Below are 15,096 nucleotides of genomic sequence, written 5' to 3'. Positions count from 1 at the left end.
CCAATCAGCCTCAGCCGGAATCAGCTTTAAGCGGCTGACGGGTGGCTTTTTGCGTGACCGACTAGACCGTCGAACAGATCGTCTTGCGGCGTTGCCGCTGGAAGCTTGGCTTTTACCGTCGCCACTGACGGCAGAGTCAGGCAGCATTCCGGTAGCCATTGGAGCAGCTCCTTTTTCAGATTTCGCGCAACGTAGAAAATGGCATGCGGCTGCTGGTGGCCGTTTGGCGTGGTTACCATATAGGAACCCCGATTTTTCTCCATCAGGCCGGACAACTGATTCTCAGCGTCCTGCCACTGAATCCATGTCCGCACCACAACACTGATAGCCAAGCCCCCAGTCATGTGCTCGATGCCGGCCAGGCGAAGACTTTCGCAGATGTAATCCCACGCCTTGCGCTCACGACTACTAAAATTGACGCCCGGCGGCGAGGACGGGCTGTCAATTCCATTGCCAGCAGCAGCAGTAGCCGCCTGTCCACCACCACCAGGAATTACCGTAAAAGGCGGCTTTTCCTGACTCACTACGCACTCCAATCATTCGCACATATAAAAAAAGGCTCCCGACACCGTAAAAACGGCTTAGAAGCCCTCCATTTCCTAACCCCCCCCTGCTTAAAAACAGGTGGCCATAAAAATTCGAACTTAGGCACGCGGTTCTGATCGGTCGGCCCTAGACTTTTGGACACCCCCCCACCAAAACCCGCCCTATTTTGGTGCGCCTCGCCCCTTTTTCCCTGACCTGCTTCATTCAGCCGGTCACTCGCTTTCGATTACCAAAACCGCCATCCTCAGCCGCCGTCTTCTTGTCGTGACAGCGTTTCGCCATCGGCATCCAGTTGCCCGAATCCCAAAACAGCGACTGAGCCCGGCGGATAGTCTCGACATCACCACTATCCAAAGCATCCTTCAAACGGTGCGGGACGATGTGGTCAACAACTTCAGCTGGCGTCAACAGCCCTCGACCCTTACAGTCAGGACACTCACACAATGGCCGCTCCCGCAGAAATGTTGCCCGCGCTTTTGCCCATCGCCCGTCATACCCTCGACTAGCAGCAGATCCACGCCGCTGATCAACCTCTCGTCTGCTCTCTCGCAGATGCTCTTTACAGAATCCCTTTCCATCACGCACCAGGACACGGCAACCGCGATGGCGGCAGGGAGTTGGTGCAGCTTTCGGCATGACGATTCCAGAAAAAGAAATGCCCCGACCGAAGCCAGGGCATTCAAACCAAGAGGAAACAACGAGACAAAGCACTACCCGCACCCAGAAACGCAAAAAGCCCTGAGGGTTTCTCAGGGCTTTCAGGCGCAACAAAGGTGGCTTACGCCACCAGTTTCTCACGCCATACGGCGGGTTCACGACCATGTGAGACGGATGATAGGCGGTTTGCATTTTCTTTGCAAGCGATCATTGCCGCATGCTGCTCAATCTCTTTTGCCGCACGCAAAAGGTCATACCAAAAAAAACGACCATCCCGGCCTGACTTCTTTACTAGCCGACTTTGGGATACCTGAAAGCAAAAATAATCCCGCAGCTGTAATTTTTCCTGACTAAGCCGGCCACTCAATTTAACCCAAGCCGCCTCAACAAGCTCAGCATCAGCAACATCTACGGTGCCAGCCTGCTCAGGCAAGTATCTACAACGCTCACAAGGAACCTCATCCTCATAGCATTCCTCGCATCTGTTTGATCTGAATTTCCCTTCTAGCCCGCCAGCACGGCCATCTTGCCCAGAGTACAAACTCCAACGACCCCAGTTTTTGAGCCGAGCATAAAGATACTCAGGAAAATCATCCTTTTTTACAATTTCAAACGACATCTTGAATCCTCCGGATACTGTCCTGAAGAATCCCCTAGCCCAGTCAATGCCGGGCTTTTATATGCTCGAACTCTACCACGCAAACCACATCATGCACGATACACGCACATGAGGAACTACTAGATATTGCCTTCTACAACCTCCTCATGCCCCTGCTTTTTCAGCCACGCCTTCAGCCAACGAACACCAGAACTAACCCCGCGCTTTGTTTGAACCGGAACGGCAGCCTCAGGCTGAGGCGCTGGCGCTGGACGTGACTGTGCCACAACCTCAGCGGCTGGCGGCCAGCCATGCGATTTAGTCCCCTGCAGACGCTTTTCTATCGTTCCCTGACCAACCACGGCGACAGCATAGGAAACAACTGAACGCACGCCACGAATGCGCCGCGCCATCGCAACGCACAGCGACAACTCCTGCTCAGAGACTTGCCGATTTTTCATGATGTCCGCTAGCCGGCCAGCAGCATGCAACAGGCCACAATCCCCCATTTCATTGTCAGAAAGCTGTTTTTTCAGCAGTTTGCCTGCCGCCGCAATCCACGGATCAGAGCTATCCACAACAGCAGCGACTACGCGCCCTCTTTTATCAATGAGGTTCCCTGATGGCTGGGGTTCCCGCCCATATCCAGCAGCATATTTCCCAGCATGCTTAACGCCTGAATTTCCTTTATCGGCGCGGCTTTGCGGGTGATATCCAACAGGCCGCACATTGTCACGATTTACGCGGGGTTCCTCAGTTGAACGGACTTTTGCCAGCAGCAGTCGATAGCAGAAAACAAACCGCGCAAGCCCGGTACGCACCACGCGCTTGATCAATCCACGGCGCGACAGGCGCGCAATAGACGCCCTCAGGACATCGTCAGAACGCACCGTGGGTGCAGCTGTAGAGCCACGCTCTCGATGCACCTCCATCCACTCACGGAACCGGCGATAGCTGATGATCGCGCCTGCAGCACCGCCAACCACGCCAGTGGCCAGGTTCATCCATCGGCGCATCAGCACGTACATGCGAAAGTCTTGGTCAGGCAACCCCTCCAACGCCTCTAGCTCACTGCCGGTCAGGTAAATACCTTCCATTACCGCTTTCCTAAAATTTCACGCGCCGCATGCATAGCATCCTGACGACTGATTGCCGGCCCAGCAGGCACATCACCAGCCATGCCGCCATCCACAAGCACACGTTCAACATTCATCCGATAACCCTGGCCATAAAGCTCAGCCAGCCGGCGTAATTCTCGCTGACGCAGAGCGACACCATTCTTCATACCGCGTAGCGAAGCCAGATACCTGGCATCGGCAGCGGCATCGCCAGACACTTGCATCCACTCAATCATCGCGCTCCCTTCGTCGCTCCTCTGACTGACGGACACGCGCCTCAAGCAGATCAAGCAATGCTTTCAGGCACTGCTGGCCGCGCTCACGCTTTTCAGCACGCGCAGCGCGTTTAGCGCTATATGCCTTACCGACCACAAGTCGGAAGCGGAAGGACTCACCAGGAGGCAGCGCCGGCATCATCAGCCACCACGGCCCAGGCGCTGCCGGATGAATGCAGCAGCATCCTGATGTGCCGCCGCGCCCTCTTCGATCTCAACAAGGGCGCGGTTTAGCTCATCGTGAGTGCAGCGGTCAGCCAGCAGCGCGAAAGCAGCCATGCCCTCGCCGCTCTCTTTAGCCAGCGCCGACATCAGCGCCGCATGGCTATCCGTCACCTCATCCGCCACACGTAGAGACACATCGATTCCCAGCGGCGTAAATGCCTCAACCATCACCTGCAGGCGCAGGTCGGCAGGCAACACCTGCAGCAGCATCGGCACGAAATTGGCCGACATCAGGTTGGTATCTTTGGTCTGGTCATCTAGCCAACGCGTGATGCGATCACAGTTGGTTTTAATGACACGCACGGCATCACCGCCTTCAACATGACGATGGAAATCAATCAGCCAAACCACATCAAGCCCACGGCTGTAGTACTGCCGGACGATTTCATCCGTGACGGACTCCATCGACCATCTTTCACGCTGCCGCCACGCATGCACGGCATCTCGCAGTACGCCAATCAGGGTCTTGTGCGGGCGATTCCGCATGCTATTCATATGACGACTCGCTATAGTGAAAGCAGATGCTCGACAGGCATCAGCAGTGAATAAAAAGCGCCGGGACAAGCCGGCAAAAGCCAGCACGGACAAGGTGCAGGCGGGGGAACCGGGGCAGCGCATGGCTGGAAATACAACCAGCCATGCGCTACCTGTTTGGCGGTGTACTGCTATCAGGGGCATCCCACACATCAGGGCGAAGCTCATGCAATGTCAGCCGACTATCCGCAGCAACCAGTTGCCGGGAAAGCCGCCAGCTGGGACGACGCAACCCGACAGAGCATTGCCACAAATACTGGGAGCACTTCCCAACCTTCACAGCTAGCGCATTGCGCTCAGCCGAACTCAACTCGCTAAGTCTCATAGCAATCCTTGTAAATTCAAGCCGAATGCTAGCTTATCGCTATCGCTATTTCAATAGCAATACGCACATTCTCATGTGACTAGCTCTTTGCTATAAGTCTCAAATGGATATCAAACAGATACGTCTGAAGAACTTGCGAGCCCTGTTCGTCGAAATGGGCAGCATCGCGAACGTCGCACGCGCCAGCGGGACAGCAGAAGCCTACCTATCCCAAATCTCAAACGGGGTCCCACTACCTAGCGGTCGCCCCCGAGGCGTAGGGGATGCACTAGCGAGGAAACTAGAGGTCGGGTGTAGCAAGCCTAGAGGATGGATGGATGCTGCTCATGACTCCGAATCGAACCAAAGCCAGATAGTCCCCGCCCATGCATCTATTCGAACCTACGACTCCATAGACGAGCTTGACCAGCAGTGCTACGTCCAAGTCGAGCGATTCAACGTAAAGCTCTCTGCAGGAAGCGGGCAAGCTGTGGAGTGGATTCCCGAGAGAGTTGACCCACTTGTATTTAGAAAGAACTGGTTTGAAAGAAAAGGCTATGCAAAAGAATATTGCAAAGCGATGTATATTCGCGGCGATAGCATGGAACCATTTCTTTGCAACTGGGATACCGTATTAATTGACACTAGCGATACCGAATTAACTGAAGGTGATATTTTTGCGGTCGTATTTAACACAAGACTTTACATAAAGAAAATTGCCTTTTACGCTGATGGCGTGAAATTAGTAAGCCTCAATGATAAATATGACCCTATTGCAGTACCAAATTCAGAAGCAGAAAAATTTACATGCCTAGGCAAAATGGTCTGGCGGGGCGGGTAGTCTAAATATGGAGAAATATAATGAGTAGCGCTTTTAAAGACAGAGTACTTTCACATATTGATCATGTAAAAAAGAATGGGGCCTTGTGTAGTACTGAAGAAACTACGAAGCAAGCGTTAATACTCCCATTGCTAGACATTCTCGGCTTTAGCGCATTTGATCCAAGTAAAATAAAAGCAGAGTACCAAGCAGACTTCCCCGGAGCAAAGGCAGGAGAGCGTGTTGATTACGCACTATTCTGCAACGGGCTTCCGGTTATGTATGTTGAGGCAAAACCATATGGGGAAAAGCTAGACAATCATTGCCCGCAGTTATCACGATATTTTAACGCATCACCAGAGGTTGCAGTTTCAGCCATAACAAATGGTCGTGAGTGGCGCTTCTTTACCGACCTCACTAATAAAAATGTCATGGACAAGTCCCCATTCCTGACCATTGACTTGCTCGACATAACAGAAAATGACATCCAGCAGCTAAATAGATTTAGACATGATCAGTTCCAGCCGGAATCTCTTCGAGTACTAGCAGAAGAAAGTATTTATCTCACATCATTTACAAAGGCCATTATTGATAGCCTGCGTGACGTTGACCAAGACTTTGTAAAGTACGTTGCCAATAGAGCCAATGTTGAACGCCAATTGAATCAGCGATTTGTTGAAAGCATTACTCCATTAGTTAGACAAGCGGTTGAGCAATCAGTAAGCGCAATGGTCGTATCAGGGTTATCAGCACCAATACGAGAAGTAACCGAACAAGGTGAGAACAATAGCCAAGGAAATGACAGTTCGACTGACGACCTAGTTGTTGATCCAGCCAATCCGAGAATAATAACAACACCGGCTGAGCGCATGATTTTTGATAATGCGAAATTAGTGCTTGGTGATGAGGCGGATATCCAAGCAAAAGATACTGAAAGCTACTTCAGCATACTATTCCAAGGCAAAACAAATAGATGGCTACTTCGCTACTATGATGGCAAGCAACGCCCGACCATACAATTCCCCTTCCAGCTTTCTGACCAATCCAAAGCAGAGATAACACGAGCCGGCCTAGAGATTGGATCTGGCGAGCAGGTAATCATCGACAGACCTGAGAACCTGCTTAGACTACCAGGTCTACTCTTTGACGCACTGAGCTATGCATCCAACAACGAGAACTTTAGACGCAAATAGCATCAGCATGATTGACACCAAACCTGCCCCTGGCAGGTTTTTTTTCGCCTACAGACCCCCCAGACATCGCCCCCTCATTCCTCAAGCCGCCCCTCGCGCTAGTACCCCACCATCCACGCTATCGTTACATCAATGCAACAACTAGCTTTTCGCTATTGACTTAATGCTAGCGCATCGCTATTGTTCGCTCATTAGCTCAATACCAATCGAGCACCGCTCTCTAACAACTCAGGAATGCGCCACTGGCTCGCTTAGCCAGGACAACAACGCCTTGCATGCGCCCATGCCAAAGGCTGCCACAGCCGCAGCCCAGCAGATGACGACGCAGCCCTGCACGCAATACCGCAGCGCCCGCACGGAGAGCCCAACTGATCAGGGTCGTATGGTCAGCATCTCGCAGCGACTCGGAAACGGGGCGCTGCAGGATGAATTCAGCAGGAAAACAGCACGGAGGGAAACCCATGAAATAGCGACTACCACCACACCAGGCCACCGCAGCAAGCTCAGCGAATAGCGGGATGTGATAGGCGAGTTACTGGGCATCGAGCCATCGGCACCAGGTACTAAAGGGCATGGCAACCCCTGAACGCATAAACCGGCCTTCATACATGCAATGGCAGTACAGCTGGCCCAGCCGGGCCAGCACCAACACGTAGGGCGACTGGCGCTGAAAGTCAGACCTGACCCGCAAGGCTCTAGCGGTCTTTAGTAGAGCGCATCCGGTAGAAATCCGGCAGCCGCCCTACGTATTGGTTTAACTCACCAGGAGAACACAATGCGCATCAACTGGATTTTTGAGGATCTGATCATTGGCGACATTGGCGAAGCCCTTGCCGCCGAACTGAAACAACGCGGCCAGCGGCTGCGCTTCATCGGCTGGAACAGCGCCGGCCAGGCACAACACATCATCCGGAGATATGCATGACCCGGCCCACCCTTGCCCACATCGGCAAAACGATACGCGAAGCACGTACTAGCGATCTCTACGCAAAAGTCCCGGCAGCCCTGCCCGCCTCAGTCATCCGGCAGGAGCAGGCCACCCGCCGCCGCAAGCATGACTCCGACGACCGGCGCGAACTGGCCCAGCTTAACCGCGAATACTGGCAGTGATGCCGCCTCCCGAAGCCCTCACCCGAGGGCGTTTTTTTGGCCTGCCATTATCCGTTTTGGATAGAGACCGGCCAACAAAACCACCGGAGAAAGCTATGCCTAAAACCGACTACGGCCAGATGCTGGCCGATATCCACAAGCAACTTGTCAGCAACATCAAGAAGGTCACGCCTGAGCTGGCCAAGAACATCAACATGATTGCCACTGAGCTTGATGGCGAGGTTGAAACACAGATTCAACTTAATGATCTGAACATCCGCATCAAGGCAAAAGCAGGCAAGACACCAGAAATGCTGCAGCTGATCGCGAACAAGTACCTACTAGATATTGACCGGCAGCAAATATGGACTCACCCAACACTCCCCATCAACAACTGCCTCATCACCACAACCAGCGGTGTTGGCGTGTTTATCACCAGCGATGCAATGGAGAGCGATCTTGCTGCTTGAAGTCCTCACCCACATTTTCAGCCGCGCCATTCTGATCGGGCTCACCAGCGCCGCCGCCTTTGTCTTGATGGATTCCATCATTGAAGCCATCAGCCGCATGTAAGGACTCTCGCTATGCAACTGCAAACACCACTCGCCGGCATCGTCACCCAGCTGCTGCTATGCCGGATGGAGCCGCCCGTTGTCGATACCACCCCCACCGGCAAACGGATGCGCCCCACCGCCTTGCTGAAAAAACGGCTGGAGACGGTCGGCCAGCGCTTCACCGCTGACGATCTGGCCAGCGCTACCGGTCTCACTCGCGAAGGCGCGAAGGGCATCATTTCTGATTCACAGCATGCCGGCTTGATCTGCCGCGTCACCAAGCGCAGCTGCCGTGCCGCCGTTTACGAAAAGCTGGGGACACTGAATGAATAACCTGCAGCGCCGCCGCGAACTATTCAGCGCTGGTGACTATGGACTGCTGCGCCAGCTGCTGGGCATGAGCCAGGCACAATTCTGGGCAGCAGTTGGCGTCAGCCAGGCTGCTGGTAGCCGCTACGAAGCGTCAGGATACGCGCCCGAGGCGATTACACACGCGCTGCGCCTGACTCACGTTGAAAACATCGATTTCCGTACCATCAGCGCCGATCACATCCGGAAAACAGCATGAACCACGGCACAGCCGAGCAACTGGCGCTCGCCCAGGATGATGCCCGGCTTATTCCCTTCGATACCCTGTTTTCAGTCAACAGCGATGGCGACTGGAAACACCTGGCAGGCCAGACCGTCACACGCCGCCGCAATGGCGGGACGTGCGAAAAAGATGCGGTATCGATGATCCTGACCGATGCCGCCACTCACAAAACCATAGTCGCATCAGCCTCTGACCTTGCAGCACTCGGGGCGCTGGAGCAACAAGCACTGGATCTACAACTATGACCCGTAATGATCTACTCAAGTTTTGCAACCCCCTCGACATTCGCCATCCGTTGCAATTCGTTCACCACGACGGGACGAATACCTACTGCAGCAATGGAAAACTGGCTATCCGCATTCCCCGCGTCATTGAAGGCGCAACTGCAGTCTTGCTGGGCGAATCTCCAGTCCCTGAAGTTTTCCAAAAGTTTGCGGCCGGCTGCAATGGGTACGAGTACATCCCACTGCCAGAGATTCCTGCCGCAGAGGATTGCCCAGACTGTAAAGGAACGGGCGTTCAGTATGAATGCACTGCATGTGATGGCGAGGGGACATTATCGCCAGATGAAGAGGACTGCCCCAAATGCAATGGGTCAGGGAAGGTGGAAAATAAGGCTGATGGAAAAGTTGCCAGCTGCTGGCACTGCGACGGTAGCGGGAACAAGGAACATCAGCCGGTGCAGATGCCGAATGGCCAGTTCATAGCCCGGCGATATCTGTTACTCCTCGCTACCCTGCCAGGCATAGCAGTCAGTACCATGCCATGCCCAAACAATCTCGCACCGCTCCAACAACCTCCGGTGCGCTTCACATTCTCAGGAAACGGCGAAGCACTCTGCATGCCATTACTTCTCTCAAGGCTGCCCACATGATCATTGCAATAGCGAACACCAAAGGCGGCTGCTGCAAGACGACGACAGCGGTCAACCTGGCAGCAGAACTTGAAAGGCGCAAACACTTAACCGTGCTGCATGATGCCGATCCGCAAGAAACAGCATACAAATGGGCACTGCGGAGGCTTGCACTACGCCCTTGCGCCACCCACCTGATTGCGGTCTGCGAAGCGGCCAATGTGCTCAAATCCGCCACTCAATGGGCAAGCAATACTGTCGTAATCATCGATGCAGGCGGCTGGGATAGCCCACAGATGCGTGAGGCCATGGCAGCAGCCGACATCATGATTATCCCGATGCAGCCCAGCCAGCCCGACCTTGAGGCGCTGGAATCTCTGACCAGCATCATCGCAGATGCCAAGCGCAGCATTAACCCCGGATTGCTCTCCGCCATCCTGCTCACCAGAACACCCACCAGCCCACAGAACCGGGAAACAGCCGATGCCCGCGCCGCCCTGGCCGACTTCGGGCTTATCCCGGTACTGCGCAGTCAGATCCGCGACCGGCCACTGTATCGCCATCTGTTTGCAGATGGCCTTGCCGTGGCCGACACCCGAGCAGCCAAGGCCAGCGCAGCCCGCGCCGAGATCCAACTGCTTGCTGATGAAATCCTTGCAATGCAATGAAATCATTTCATTTCACATCGCATCACGTCATTGCGTGTCATTGCATGTGATTGCATTGCACATAAAACGGAATGAAACGATGCGAATTGATAAGAACAAGATTGACCCGCAAGCACTTGCAAGCTTTACAGCGCAAGCAGGAAAGACCGGTGAGGCCGAACACACCAACAACGCGCCGCACGTCAGTAACTTCCCGTGGCGCTTCAACAAAGCCACTTCTGACCTGCTGGAAGAAGTCTTTGCCGGTAGCACGGTCAAGAGCAAGCAGAAGCTGCTCGACGACATCCTGCTACCCGAGCTGATCCGCCGCCGCGATCAGATCCGGAACAAATAAACCACCAGCGCCAGCCGCTAGATAGCACAAAGGCCCAGGTAGATACCGGGCCTTTTTCTATGGAGAACACCATGCAACAAAAAAAAATCGGCCTCTACCCGAAATTCATCGTCAACCGCACCGATGGCCGCGACCAGCCCGGCGGCGACCGCCACGGCGCTAGCTACTTTGTACTGGACATGACCCACGACAAGTTTGCACCCAGCGCCCTACTTGCTTATGCCAACGCTTGCGCGACCGACTATCCCCAACTCCATCAAGACCTGATTAAGAACGTACTCGCATCAGTGGAAATTGAACGGGACCAGTACGGCACCTGGAGCCATCCAGCTTTACCACGAACAGATGATGAATCCTTTGATATCAGAGCATGGCTCAAGAAATACGGCTATGAGTCAGCAACCGAATGGATGGAGCACGACGCCCCCCAGGAGCAGGTAGACGCCTACTTTAGCGGTGGCCACTTTTCAAACTGGAACCCAACTCCACCCATAGAGAATGGATGGTTCCTTGTTCTCATCACCGACACAGAGGATGGGCCGGTAGCAGTCTTTGCCAGGAAGGCACAAGCATGAGAGTCGCAGACGGCTTCGCCGGCATTGGCGGATCTAGCGAAGGCGCAAAGATGGCGGGAGCGGAAATTGTTTGGACCGGGAACCACTGGCAAGCAGCAGTTGAGATTCACGCCAGAAACCACCCTCAGGCAATGCATACCTGCCAGGACATGCATCAGGTCAATCCCGCCCTCATTCCGCAGCATGACATTTTCCTTGCAAGCCCCTGTTGCCAGGGACACAGCCCAGCCAGAGGGAAAGCCAACGGCAACCCGCAACACGATAGCAGCCGAGCAACAGCATGGTCAGTTTTGAGCATTGTCGAGTATCACAAAGAAAACGTCATCATTATTGAAAACGTGCCAGCATTTACCAAGTGGGCTCTTTATCCAGCATGGCTGCAGGCACTTCATGCACTGGGGTATGCAATCTCCCCCTATATCATCGACGCGGCTAATCATGGCGTACCCCAGAACAGGGAACGCCTGTATCTGGTAATGACCAAGAGCAAGCACCCTATTGAATTGGCACTGCCCAATCGCCCACACATAGGCGCTGACAGCTTCATTGATTTCAGCCAGGGCAACTGGAGCAAGATCGACAAGCCAGGCCGCAGCGCTGCAACACTGCATCGCATAGCAGCAGGCCGGGAACGCTTCGGTAACAGATTCCTTGCGCCCTATTACGGGACAGGATCTGGCCAGACCGGCCGGGATATCACCAGACCGATTGGAACGATCACCACACGGGATAGATGGGCAGTCATCGATGGCGACCGCATGCGAATGCTCACAAAGCATGAATGCGCTGCGGCCATGGGATTCCCTCCCGATTACATCCTCCCAGAACAACACTCCCTCGCAGTCCACATGATTGGCAATGCCGTTTGCCCTGTCGTTATGTGCGACCTGATCAACTCCATCAAGGAGGCAGCATGAGCACCGAAAATGACAACATCCTTCGCAAGATAAAAAAATGCCTGAAGCTGGCAGAAAGCAGTAATGAACATGAAGCTGCAGCCGCAATGCGGCAGGCTCAAGCACTTATGGCCAAGCATGGGCTCAATCAGGGCGATGTTGCTATCAGCGATATCAAAGAAGCCACCAGCGCTGCAGGCGCATTGCGCAAGCCCGCAAAATGGGAGGCCATTCTTGTCCAGCTGATCTGTAGAGCATTCGCATGCCAGTCGCTACATGCCAGACGCGGCCAGTCTGCAAAGTGGGTTTTCATTGGCCGCGATGCCAACCCTGCCATTGCCAGTCACACATTTGCGCAGCTTTACCGGCAACTGAAAAAGCACGCAGTGAATTCATTGCAAATCAGTGCGACGGACAGCGAGAGAGCAAAGCAAGTAAGACCAGGAAAGCCGATATGTTTTGCATGGGATGGAATGAAGCAATCTATCGGCAAGTCCATGAGCACGCGAATACCCGGAAGGATGAGGCAGTCATTTCAGCCTATATCGAAAAAAATATCGACTCACTGGGCGAACTCTCCCCAACTGATCGACAAAAAGGCCGGCAAGTCACAGCAGCAGAAGCCAGGGCATTTGCGGCGGGAAAATCCAGCGGCGCTGATGCACAGCTGCACCATGGAATCAACACCGCTAGCAATGCCGGCCTGCTTGAGACAATTCCATGAAGAAAATACACGTTGTCAGCGTCAGTGGCGGAAAAGACAGCACTGCCACCCTGCTGCTAGCGCTGGAGCGCGTGGGCCGGAAAAACATGCGGGCAATCTTCTGCGACACCGGCAACGAGCATCAGGCCGTCTACGAGTACTTGTTCTACTTGGAGCAGGCGCTTGATATCCAGATCGACAGGCTAAAGGCTGATTTCAGTGAGCAGATTGCCAACAAGCGCATGTTCATTGCCCGTGACAAACGCACCAGACGCGATAAGAAAACCGGTCGCAAGGTACGCTGGACGAACAAGGCCAAGCGCCGGGCACTGGCTGTTCTTCACCCGACTGGCAATCCGTTTCTTGACCTCTGCATATGGAAGGGGCGCTTCCCCAGCCGTAAGGGGCAGTTCTGCACCGAGGAACTGAAACGCAATATGGCTGTGGCCTACCAGATCGACCTTGTAGACGCCGGCTATCGCGTAATCAGTTGGCAGGGCGTTCGCCGGGATGAAAGCGAGAACCGCCGCAATGCCAAGCTGGCCGAGCGCATTGGCCCGCGCATGCATGCCTTCCGCCCACTGGTCGAGTGGACTGCACTCGATGTTTTCAACTACTGCGCCCAGCGCAGCATCCAGCCGAACCCGCTCTATCTGCAAGGCTGCAGCCGAGTCGGTTGCATGCCATGCATCAACGTCAGCAAGGACGAACTGCGCACCATCAGCCAGCGCTGGCCGAATGAGGTTGAGCGCATTGCCGAGTGGGAACGACTTGTCCGACTTGCCAGTAAGCCAGGCGCGGCATCGTTCTTTTATGACACCGATGCAGAACGAGCGCGAAAAGGCGGGAGCGTATGGGCTCGGGTCGAGTGGAGCCGAACAACACGCGGCGGCAGTCAGTACGACTTGTTGGCCGATCTGGATGAGCCAACGGCGTGTAGCAGTGCTTATGGATTGTGTGAATAACGAGGCCTCCGGGCCTCAACTTTTTTGGAGAGTGAGATGAGCAACGAACAAATGCGGGCGGAGTTTGAGGAGTGGCATCGCGGTAAGTTTTCAACAAAACATTGCACAGGTCAGCCAACTCGCGACATGCATAACGGGGTGTATGACGAAAAATACGGACCATTGCATCAACAGCAAATGTGGGCAGCATGGCAAGCCGCCCGCGCCCAGCCTGCCGGTGAGGCGGTGGCCGATGAAGTGGAGCGCGAATGGAATGAGACGTGGCGTGACATCGTAGCTCCAAATGGCACCATCGACATTTCTCAGCTTAAAAAAGAACTGGCTGACTATTCAATGCTGCTGGACGCTGCCCCGAAGGTCTACATGCACGTAACCGGCGGGAAAATCAGCAAGCCGAATACTCTGCCAGAAATCGTTTGCAGTGTTGCTGATGACTACACGACAGAATTATTTCAAGAACAGCGCGATACTGCCCAGCCTGCCGGTGAGGCGGTGGCGTCCACACTGAGCCGCGACCATATCCGCGAAATTTTCATGGCGCATGGTTTTACGGTGTTGCTCTCCACTGCCCCGCCCTCGCAGGTGCCGGATACGACCATGCTTGATGCAGCCCGATACCGCTGGCTGTGCGAAACCAGTGACTGCCCGATTAGCGCGGTAGATGGTGATGGGGAAGTATTGGTTGGAACCACGTTGGATTCTGCAATTGACGCAGCCATGCTTTCCACCCCGCAGCCGAAGGGAGGCAAGGAATGAAAGAACGTCCAATTTTATTTAGCGCTTCTATGGTACGCGCACTGCTGGATGGCAGCAAAACGCAGACACGGCGAGTCATGAAAAACCCGCCTACTACGTCAGAGCATTTCCCTTGGCTCGGGGTAAAGAGCCTGCGCGGGCCAGGCCACTTTGTGTACCCGAACGCACTGCGGCAGATTCTTGCTGAATGCCCATACGGCCAGTCCGGTGACCGGCTGTGGGTACGAGAGAAATTTCAGCCACTGTATGCAGAAGGATATGAATTCCGATCTGTCGATTGGGATACTGGCAAAGGCTATGCCATCAGCTATCCGGCAACAGATGGCATACATGAATACATCGATCCAGACGATAACATCACCAGTGCGTGCAAGCCCTCTATACACATGCCGCGCTGGGCCAGCCGCATCCTGCTGGAAATCGTCAGCGTGCGCATGGAGCGGCTACAGGACATCAGCGAAGTGGATGCACTAGCAGAAGGTATGTCTGGTTGCACATTGGGGCAGGTTGGGCGGGTAGATCGATATCGACACCTTTGGGAAACAATCAACGGGCCAGGCAGCTGGGATGTGAATCCTTGGGTATGGGTGGTGGAATTCAAAATCGTGGAGAGTGAGTGATGAGTGCTACAGCCCGCGTTACCGTAACCCTTGAAATCACCGTGCCCAGCAGCTGGGGTGATGACTGTGCTGTACGGCAAATCAAAGAACAGGCCACGCGCTCAGCCATCGCCAGTATCGGGCACATGATCAGAGGCAGTCAGCTGAAAGCAAAGGTTATTGGACAGCCATCTGTTGACTTGGTGATTGTGCTTGACGAGAAAAAGAGGGATTACTGATGG

Annotated in this window: 22 protein-coding genes and 1 pseudogene; 17 read left to right on the top strand and 6 right to left on the bottom strand. The window is 54.3% G+C overall.

Annotated features, from left to right (window positions below):
• Positions 1-26 precede the first annotated feature (26 nt).
• The 6 genes from FAZ30_RS13340 to FAZ30_RS13315 all read right to left on the bottom strand — a co-directional run bounded on the left by FAZ30_RS13340 (position 27) and on the right by FAZ30_RS13315 (position 4,121).
• Positions 27-524: a P27 family phage terminase small subunit gene (locus tag FAZ30_RS13340; protein ID WP_246043358.1), complete on the bottom strand. Its 498-nt coding sequence runs from the start codon at positions 522-524 to the stop codon at positions 27-29.
• A 226-nt stretch (positions 525-750) separates the two neighbouring features.
• The gene (locus FAZ30_RS20785) at positions 751-954 is read right to left on the bottom strand and encodes a hypothetical protein (protein WP_246043357.1); all 204 of its coding nucleotides are present in this window, start codon (positions 952-954) and stop codon (positions 751-753) included.
• A gap of 370 nt (positions 955-1,324) precedes the next feature.
• Positions 1,325-1,822 carry a hypothetical protein gene (locus FAZ30_RS13330; protein WP_137009592.1) on the bottom strand — a complete coding sequence of 166 codons (498 nt, stop codon included), beginning with the start codon at positions 1,820-1,822 and terminating at the stop codon, positions 1,325-1,327.
• Between the two features lie 119 nt (positions 1,823-1,941).
• The gene (locus FAZ30_RS13325; protein WP_137009591.1) at positions 1,942-2,898 is read right to left on the bottom strand and encodes a hypothetical protein; all 957 of its coding nucleotides are present in this window, start codon (positions 2,896-2,898) and stop codon (positions 1,942-1,944) included.
• Complete coding sequence (locus FAZ30_RS13320; RefSeq protein ID WP_137009590.1) at positions 2,898-3,155, bottom strand: hypothetical protein; 258 nt, start codon at positions 3,153-3,155, stop codon at positions 2,898-2,900. The genes FAZ30_RS13325 and FAZ30_RS13320 overlap by 1 nt, the downstream gene beginning before the upstream one ends.
• Before the next feature lie 180 nt (positions 3,156-3,335).
• Positions 3,336-4,121 carry a hypothetical protein gene (locus FAZ30_RS13315; protein WP_137009589.1) on the bottom strand — a complete coding sequence of 262 codons (786 nt, stop codon included), beginning with the start codon at positions 4,119-4,121 and terminating at the stop codon, positions 3,336-3,338.
• Between the two features lie 260 nt (positions 4,122-4,381).
• Here FAZ30_RS13315 and FAZ30_RS13310 point away from each other — a divergent pair, with 260 nt between their 5' ends.
• The 17 genes and pseudogenes from FAZ30_RS13310 to FAZ30_RS13235 all read left to right on the top strand — a co-directional run bounded on the left by FAZ30_RS13310 (position 4,382) and on the right by FAZ30_RS13235 (position 15,093).
• The gene (locus FAZ30_RS13310; RefSeq protein WP_137009588.1) at positions 4,382-5,098 is read left to right on the top strand and encodes a S24 family peptidase; all 717 of its coding nucleotides are present in this window, start codon (positions 4,382-4,384) and stop codon (positions 5,096-5,098) included.
• A 20-nt stretch (positions 5,099-5,118) separates the two neighbouring features.
• A complete protein-coding gene (locus tag FAZ30_RS13305) occupies positions 5,119-6,270 on the top strand; it encodes a type I restriction endonuclease (RefSeq protein WP_137009587.1) in 1,152 nt (383 codons plus the stop codon).
• A 775-nt stretch (positions 6,271-7,045) separates the two neighbouring features.
• Complete coding sequence (locus tag FAZ30_RS20420; protein WP_168190844.1) at positions 7,046-7,195, top strand: hypothetical protein; 150 nt, start codon at positions 7,046-7,048, stop codon at positions 7,193-7,195.
• Entirely contained in the window at positions 7,192-7,380 is a 189-nt protein-coding gene (locus tag FAZ30_RS13300; RefSeq protein ID WP_137009586.1) for a hypothetical protein, read from the top strand. Before FAZ30_RS20420 ends, FAZ30_RS13300 begins: the two co-directional genes overlap by 4 nt.
• A gap of 95 nt (positions 7,381-7,475) precedes the next feature.
• A complete protein-coding gene (locus tag FAZ30_RS13295; RefSeq protein WP_137009585.1) occupies positions 7,476-7,829 on the top strand; it encodes a hypothetical protein in 354 nt (117 codons plus the stop codon).
• A gap of 114 nt (positions 7,830-7,943) precedes the next feature.
• Positions 7,944-8,246: a hypothetical protein gene (locus tag FAZ30_RS13290; RefSeq protein WP_137009584.1), complete on the top strand. Its 303-nt coding sequence runs from the start codon at positions 7,944-7,946 to the stop codon at positions 8,244-8,246.
• Complete coding sequence (locus FAZ30_RS13285) at positions 8,239-8,481, top strand: helix-turn-helix domain-containing protein (RefSeq protein ID WP_137009583.1); 243 nt, start codon at positions 8,239-8,241, stop codon at positions 8,479-8,481. Before FAZ30_RS13290 ends, FAZ30_RS13285 begins: the two co-directional genes overlap by 8 nt.
• On the top strand, positions 8,478-8,750 hold the full coding sequence (locus FAZ30_RS13280; protein ID WP_137009582.1) for a hypothetical protein: 273 nt from the start codon (positions 8,478-8,480) through the stop codon (positions 8,748-8,750). The genes FAZ30_RS13285 and FAZ30_RS13280 overlap by 4 nt, the downstream gene beginning before the upstream one ends.
• Positions 8,751-9,375: 625 nt before the next feature.
• Entirely contained in the window at positions 9,376-10,026 is a 651-nt protein-coding gene (locus tag FAZ30_RS13275; RefSeq protein ID WP_168190843.1) for an AAA family ATPase, read from the top strand.
• 79 nt (positions 10,027-10,105) lie between these two features.
• Entirely contained in the window at positions 10,106-10,360 is a 255-nt protein-coding gene (locus tag FAZ30_RS13270) for a hypothetical protein (RefSeq protein ID WP_137009580.1), read from the top strand.
• A 71-nt stretch (positions 10,361-10,431) separates the two neighbouring features.
• Positions 10,432-10,935, top strand: coding sequence for a hypothetical protein (locus FAZ30_RS13265; RefSeq protein WP_137009579.1), 504 nt, complete (start codon positions 10,432-10,434; stop codon positions 10,933-10,935).
• The gene (locus FAZ30_RS13260) at positions 10,932-11,852 is read left to right on the top strand and encodes a DNA cytosine methyltransferase (RefSeq protein ID WP_137009578.1); all 921 of its coding nucleotides are present in this window, start codon (positions 10,932-10,934) and stop codon (positions 11,850-11,852) included. Before FAZ30_RS13265 ends, FAZ30_RS13260 begins: the two co-directional genes overlap by 4 nt.
• Positions 11,849-12,555: pseudogene (locus tag FAZ30_RS20585) on the top strand (DUF2786 domain-containing protein). The gene FAZ30_RS13260 and the pseudogene FAZ30_RS20585 overlap by 4 nt, the downstream one beginning before the upstream one ends.
• The gene (locus FAZ30_RS13250) at positions 12,552-13,499 is read left to right on the top strand and encodes a phosphoadenosine phosphosulfate reductase domain-containing protein (protein WP_137009576.1); all 948 of its coding nucleotides are present in this window, start codon (positions 12,552-12,554) and stop codon (positions 13,497-13,499) included. The pseudogene FAZ30_RS20585 and the gene FAZ30_RS13250 overlap by 4 nt, the downstream one beginning before the upstream one ends.
• A gap of 36 nt (positions 13,500-13,535) precedes the next feature.
• Positions 13,536-14,255, top strand: coding sequence for a phiTE_015 family protein (locus FAZ30_RS13245; RefSeq protein WP_137009575.1), 720 nt, complete (start codon positions 13,536-13,538; stop codon positions 14,253-14,255).
• Positions 14,252-14,875, top strand: a complete 624-nt coding sequence (locus FAZ30_RS13240) for an ASCH domain-containing protein (protein WP_137009574.1) — start codon at positions 14,252-14,254, stop codon at positions 14,873-14,875. The genes FAZ30_RS13245 and FAZ30_RS13240 overlap by 4 nt, the downstream gene beginning before the upstream one ends.
• Complete coding sequence (locus FAZ30_RS13235; protein WP_137009573.1) at positions 14,875-15,093, top strand: hypothetical protein; 219 nt, start codon at positions 14,875-14,877, stop codon at positions 15,091-15,093. The genes FAZ30_RS13240 and FAZ30_RS13235 overlap by 1 nt, the downstream gene beginning before the upstream one ends.
• Positions 15,094-15,096: the final 3 nt, after the last annotated feature.

The organism is Aquitalea aquatilis (assembly GCF_005155025.1).
GTDB lineage: Bacteria > Pseudomonadota > Gammaproteobacteria > Burkholderiales > Chromobacteriaceae > Aquitalea > Aquitalea aquatilis.
Note: the sequence above shows the minus strand (reverse complement) of the source record. Positions and strands in the feature narration are given on the sequence as shown.

Bases quoted from the DNA above. Each gene is read 5' to 3' on its own strand.
- FAZ30_RS13245 (WP_137009575.1), top strand. From the start codon at position 13,536: ATGAGCAACGAACAAATGCGGGCGGAGTTTGAGGAGTGGCATCGCGGT.
- FAZ30_RS13285 (WP_137009583.1), top strand. From the start codon at position 8,239: ATGAATAACCTGCAGCGCCGCCGCGAACTATTCAGCGCTGGTGACTAT.
- FAZ30_RS13260 (WP_137009578.1), top strand. From the start codon at position 10,932: ATGAGAGTCGCAGACGGCTTCGCCGGCATTGGCGGATCTAGCGAAGGC.
- FAZ30_RS13280 (WP_137009582.1), top strand. From the start codon at position 8,478: ATGAACCACGGCACAGCCGAGCAACTGGCGCTCGCCCAGGATGATGCC.
- FAZ30_RS13250 (WP_137009576.1), top strand. From the start codon at position 12,552: ATGAAGAAAATACACGTTGTCAGCGTCAGTGGCGGAAAAGACAGCACT.
- FAZ30_RS13300 (WP_137009586.1), top strand. From the start codon at position 7,192: ATGACCCGGCCCACCCTTGCCCACATCGGCAAAACGATACGCGAAGCA.
- FAZ30_RS13305 (WP_137009587.1), top strand. From the start codon at position 5,119: ATGAGTAGCGCTTTTAAAGACAGAGTACTTTCACATATTGATCATGTA.
- FAZ30_RS13290 (WP_137009584.1), top strand. From the start codon at position 7,944: ATGCAACTGCAAACACCACTCGCCGGCATCGTCACCCAGCTGCTGCTA.
- FAZ30_RS13325 (WP_137009591.1), bottom strand. From the start codon at position 2,898: ATGGAAGGTATTTACCTGACCGGCAGTGAGCTAGAGGCGTTGGAGGGG.
- FAZ30_RS13265 (WP_137009579.1), top strand. From the start codon at position 10,432: ATGCAACAAAAAAAAATCGGCCTCTACCCGAAATTCATCGTCAACCGC.
- FAZ30_RS13330 (WP_137009592.1), bottom strand. From the start codon at position 1,822: ATGTCGTTTGAAATTGTAAAAAAGGATGATTTTCCTGAGTATCTTTAT.
- FAZ30_RS13320 (WP_137009590.1), bottom strand. From the start codon at position 3,155: ATGATTGAGTGGATGCAAGTGTCTGGCGATGCCGCTGCCGATGCCAGG.
- FAZ30_RS13275 (WP_168190843.1), top strand. From the start codon at position 9,376: ATGATCATTGCAATAGCGAACACCAAAGGCGGCTGCTGCAAGACGACG.
- FAZ30_RS13270 (WP_137009580.1), top strand. From the start codon at position 10,106: ATGCGAATTGATAAGAACAAGATTGACCCGCAAGCACTTGCAAGCTTT.
- FAZ30_RS13240 (WP_137009574.1), top strand. From the start codon at position 14,252: ATGAAAGAACGTCCAATTTTATTTAGCGCTTCTATGGTACGCGCACTG.
- FAZ30_RS20420 (WP_168190844.1), top strand. From the start codon at position 7,046: ATGCGCATCAACTGGATTTTTGAGGATCTGATCATTGGCGACATTGGC.
- FAZ30_RS13310 (WP_137009588.1), top strand. From the start codon at position 4,382: ATGGATATCAAACAGATACGTCTGAAGAACTTGCGAGCCCTGTTCGTC.
- FAZ30_RS13315 (WP_137009589.1), bottom strand. From the start codon at position 4,121: ATGAGCTTCGCCCTGATGTGTGGGATGCCCCTGATAGCAGTACACCGC.
- FAZ30_RS13295 (WP_137009585.1), top strand. From the start codon at position 7,476: ATGCCTAAAACCGACTACGGCCAGATGCTGGCCGATATCCACAAGCAA.
- FAZ30_RS13235 (WP_137009573.1), top strand. From the start codon at position 14,875: ATGAGTGCTACAGCCCGCGTTACCGTAACCCTTGAAATCACCGTGCCC.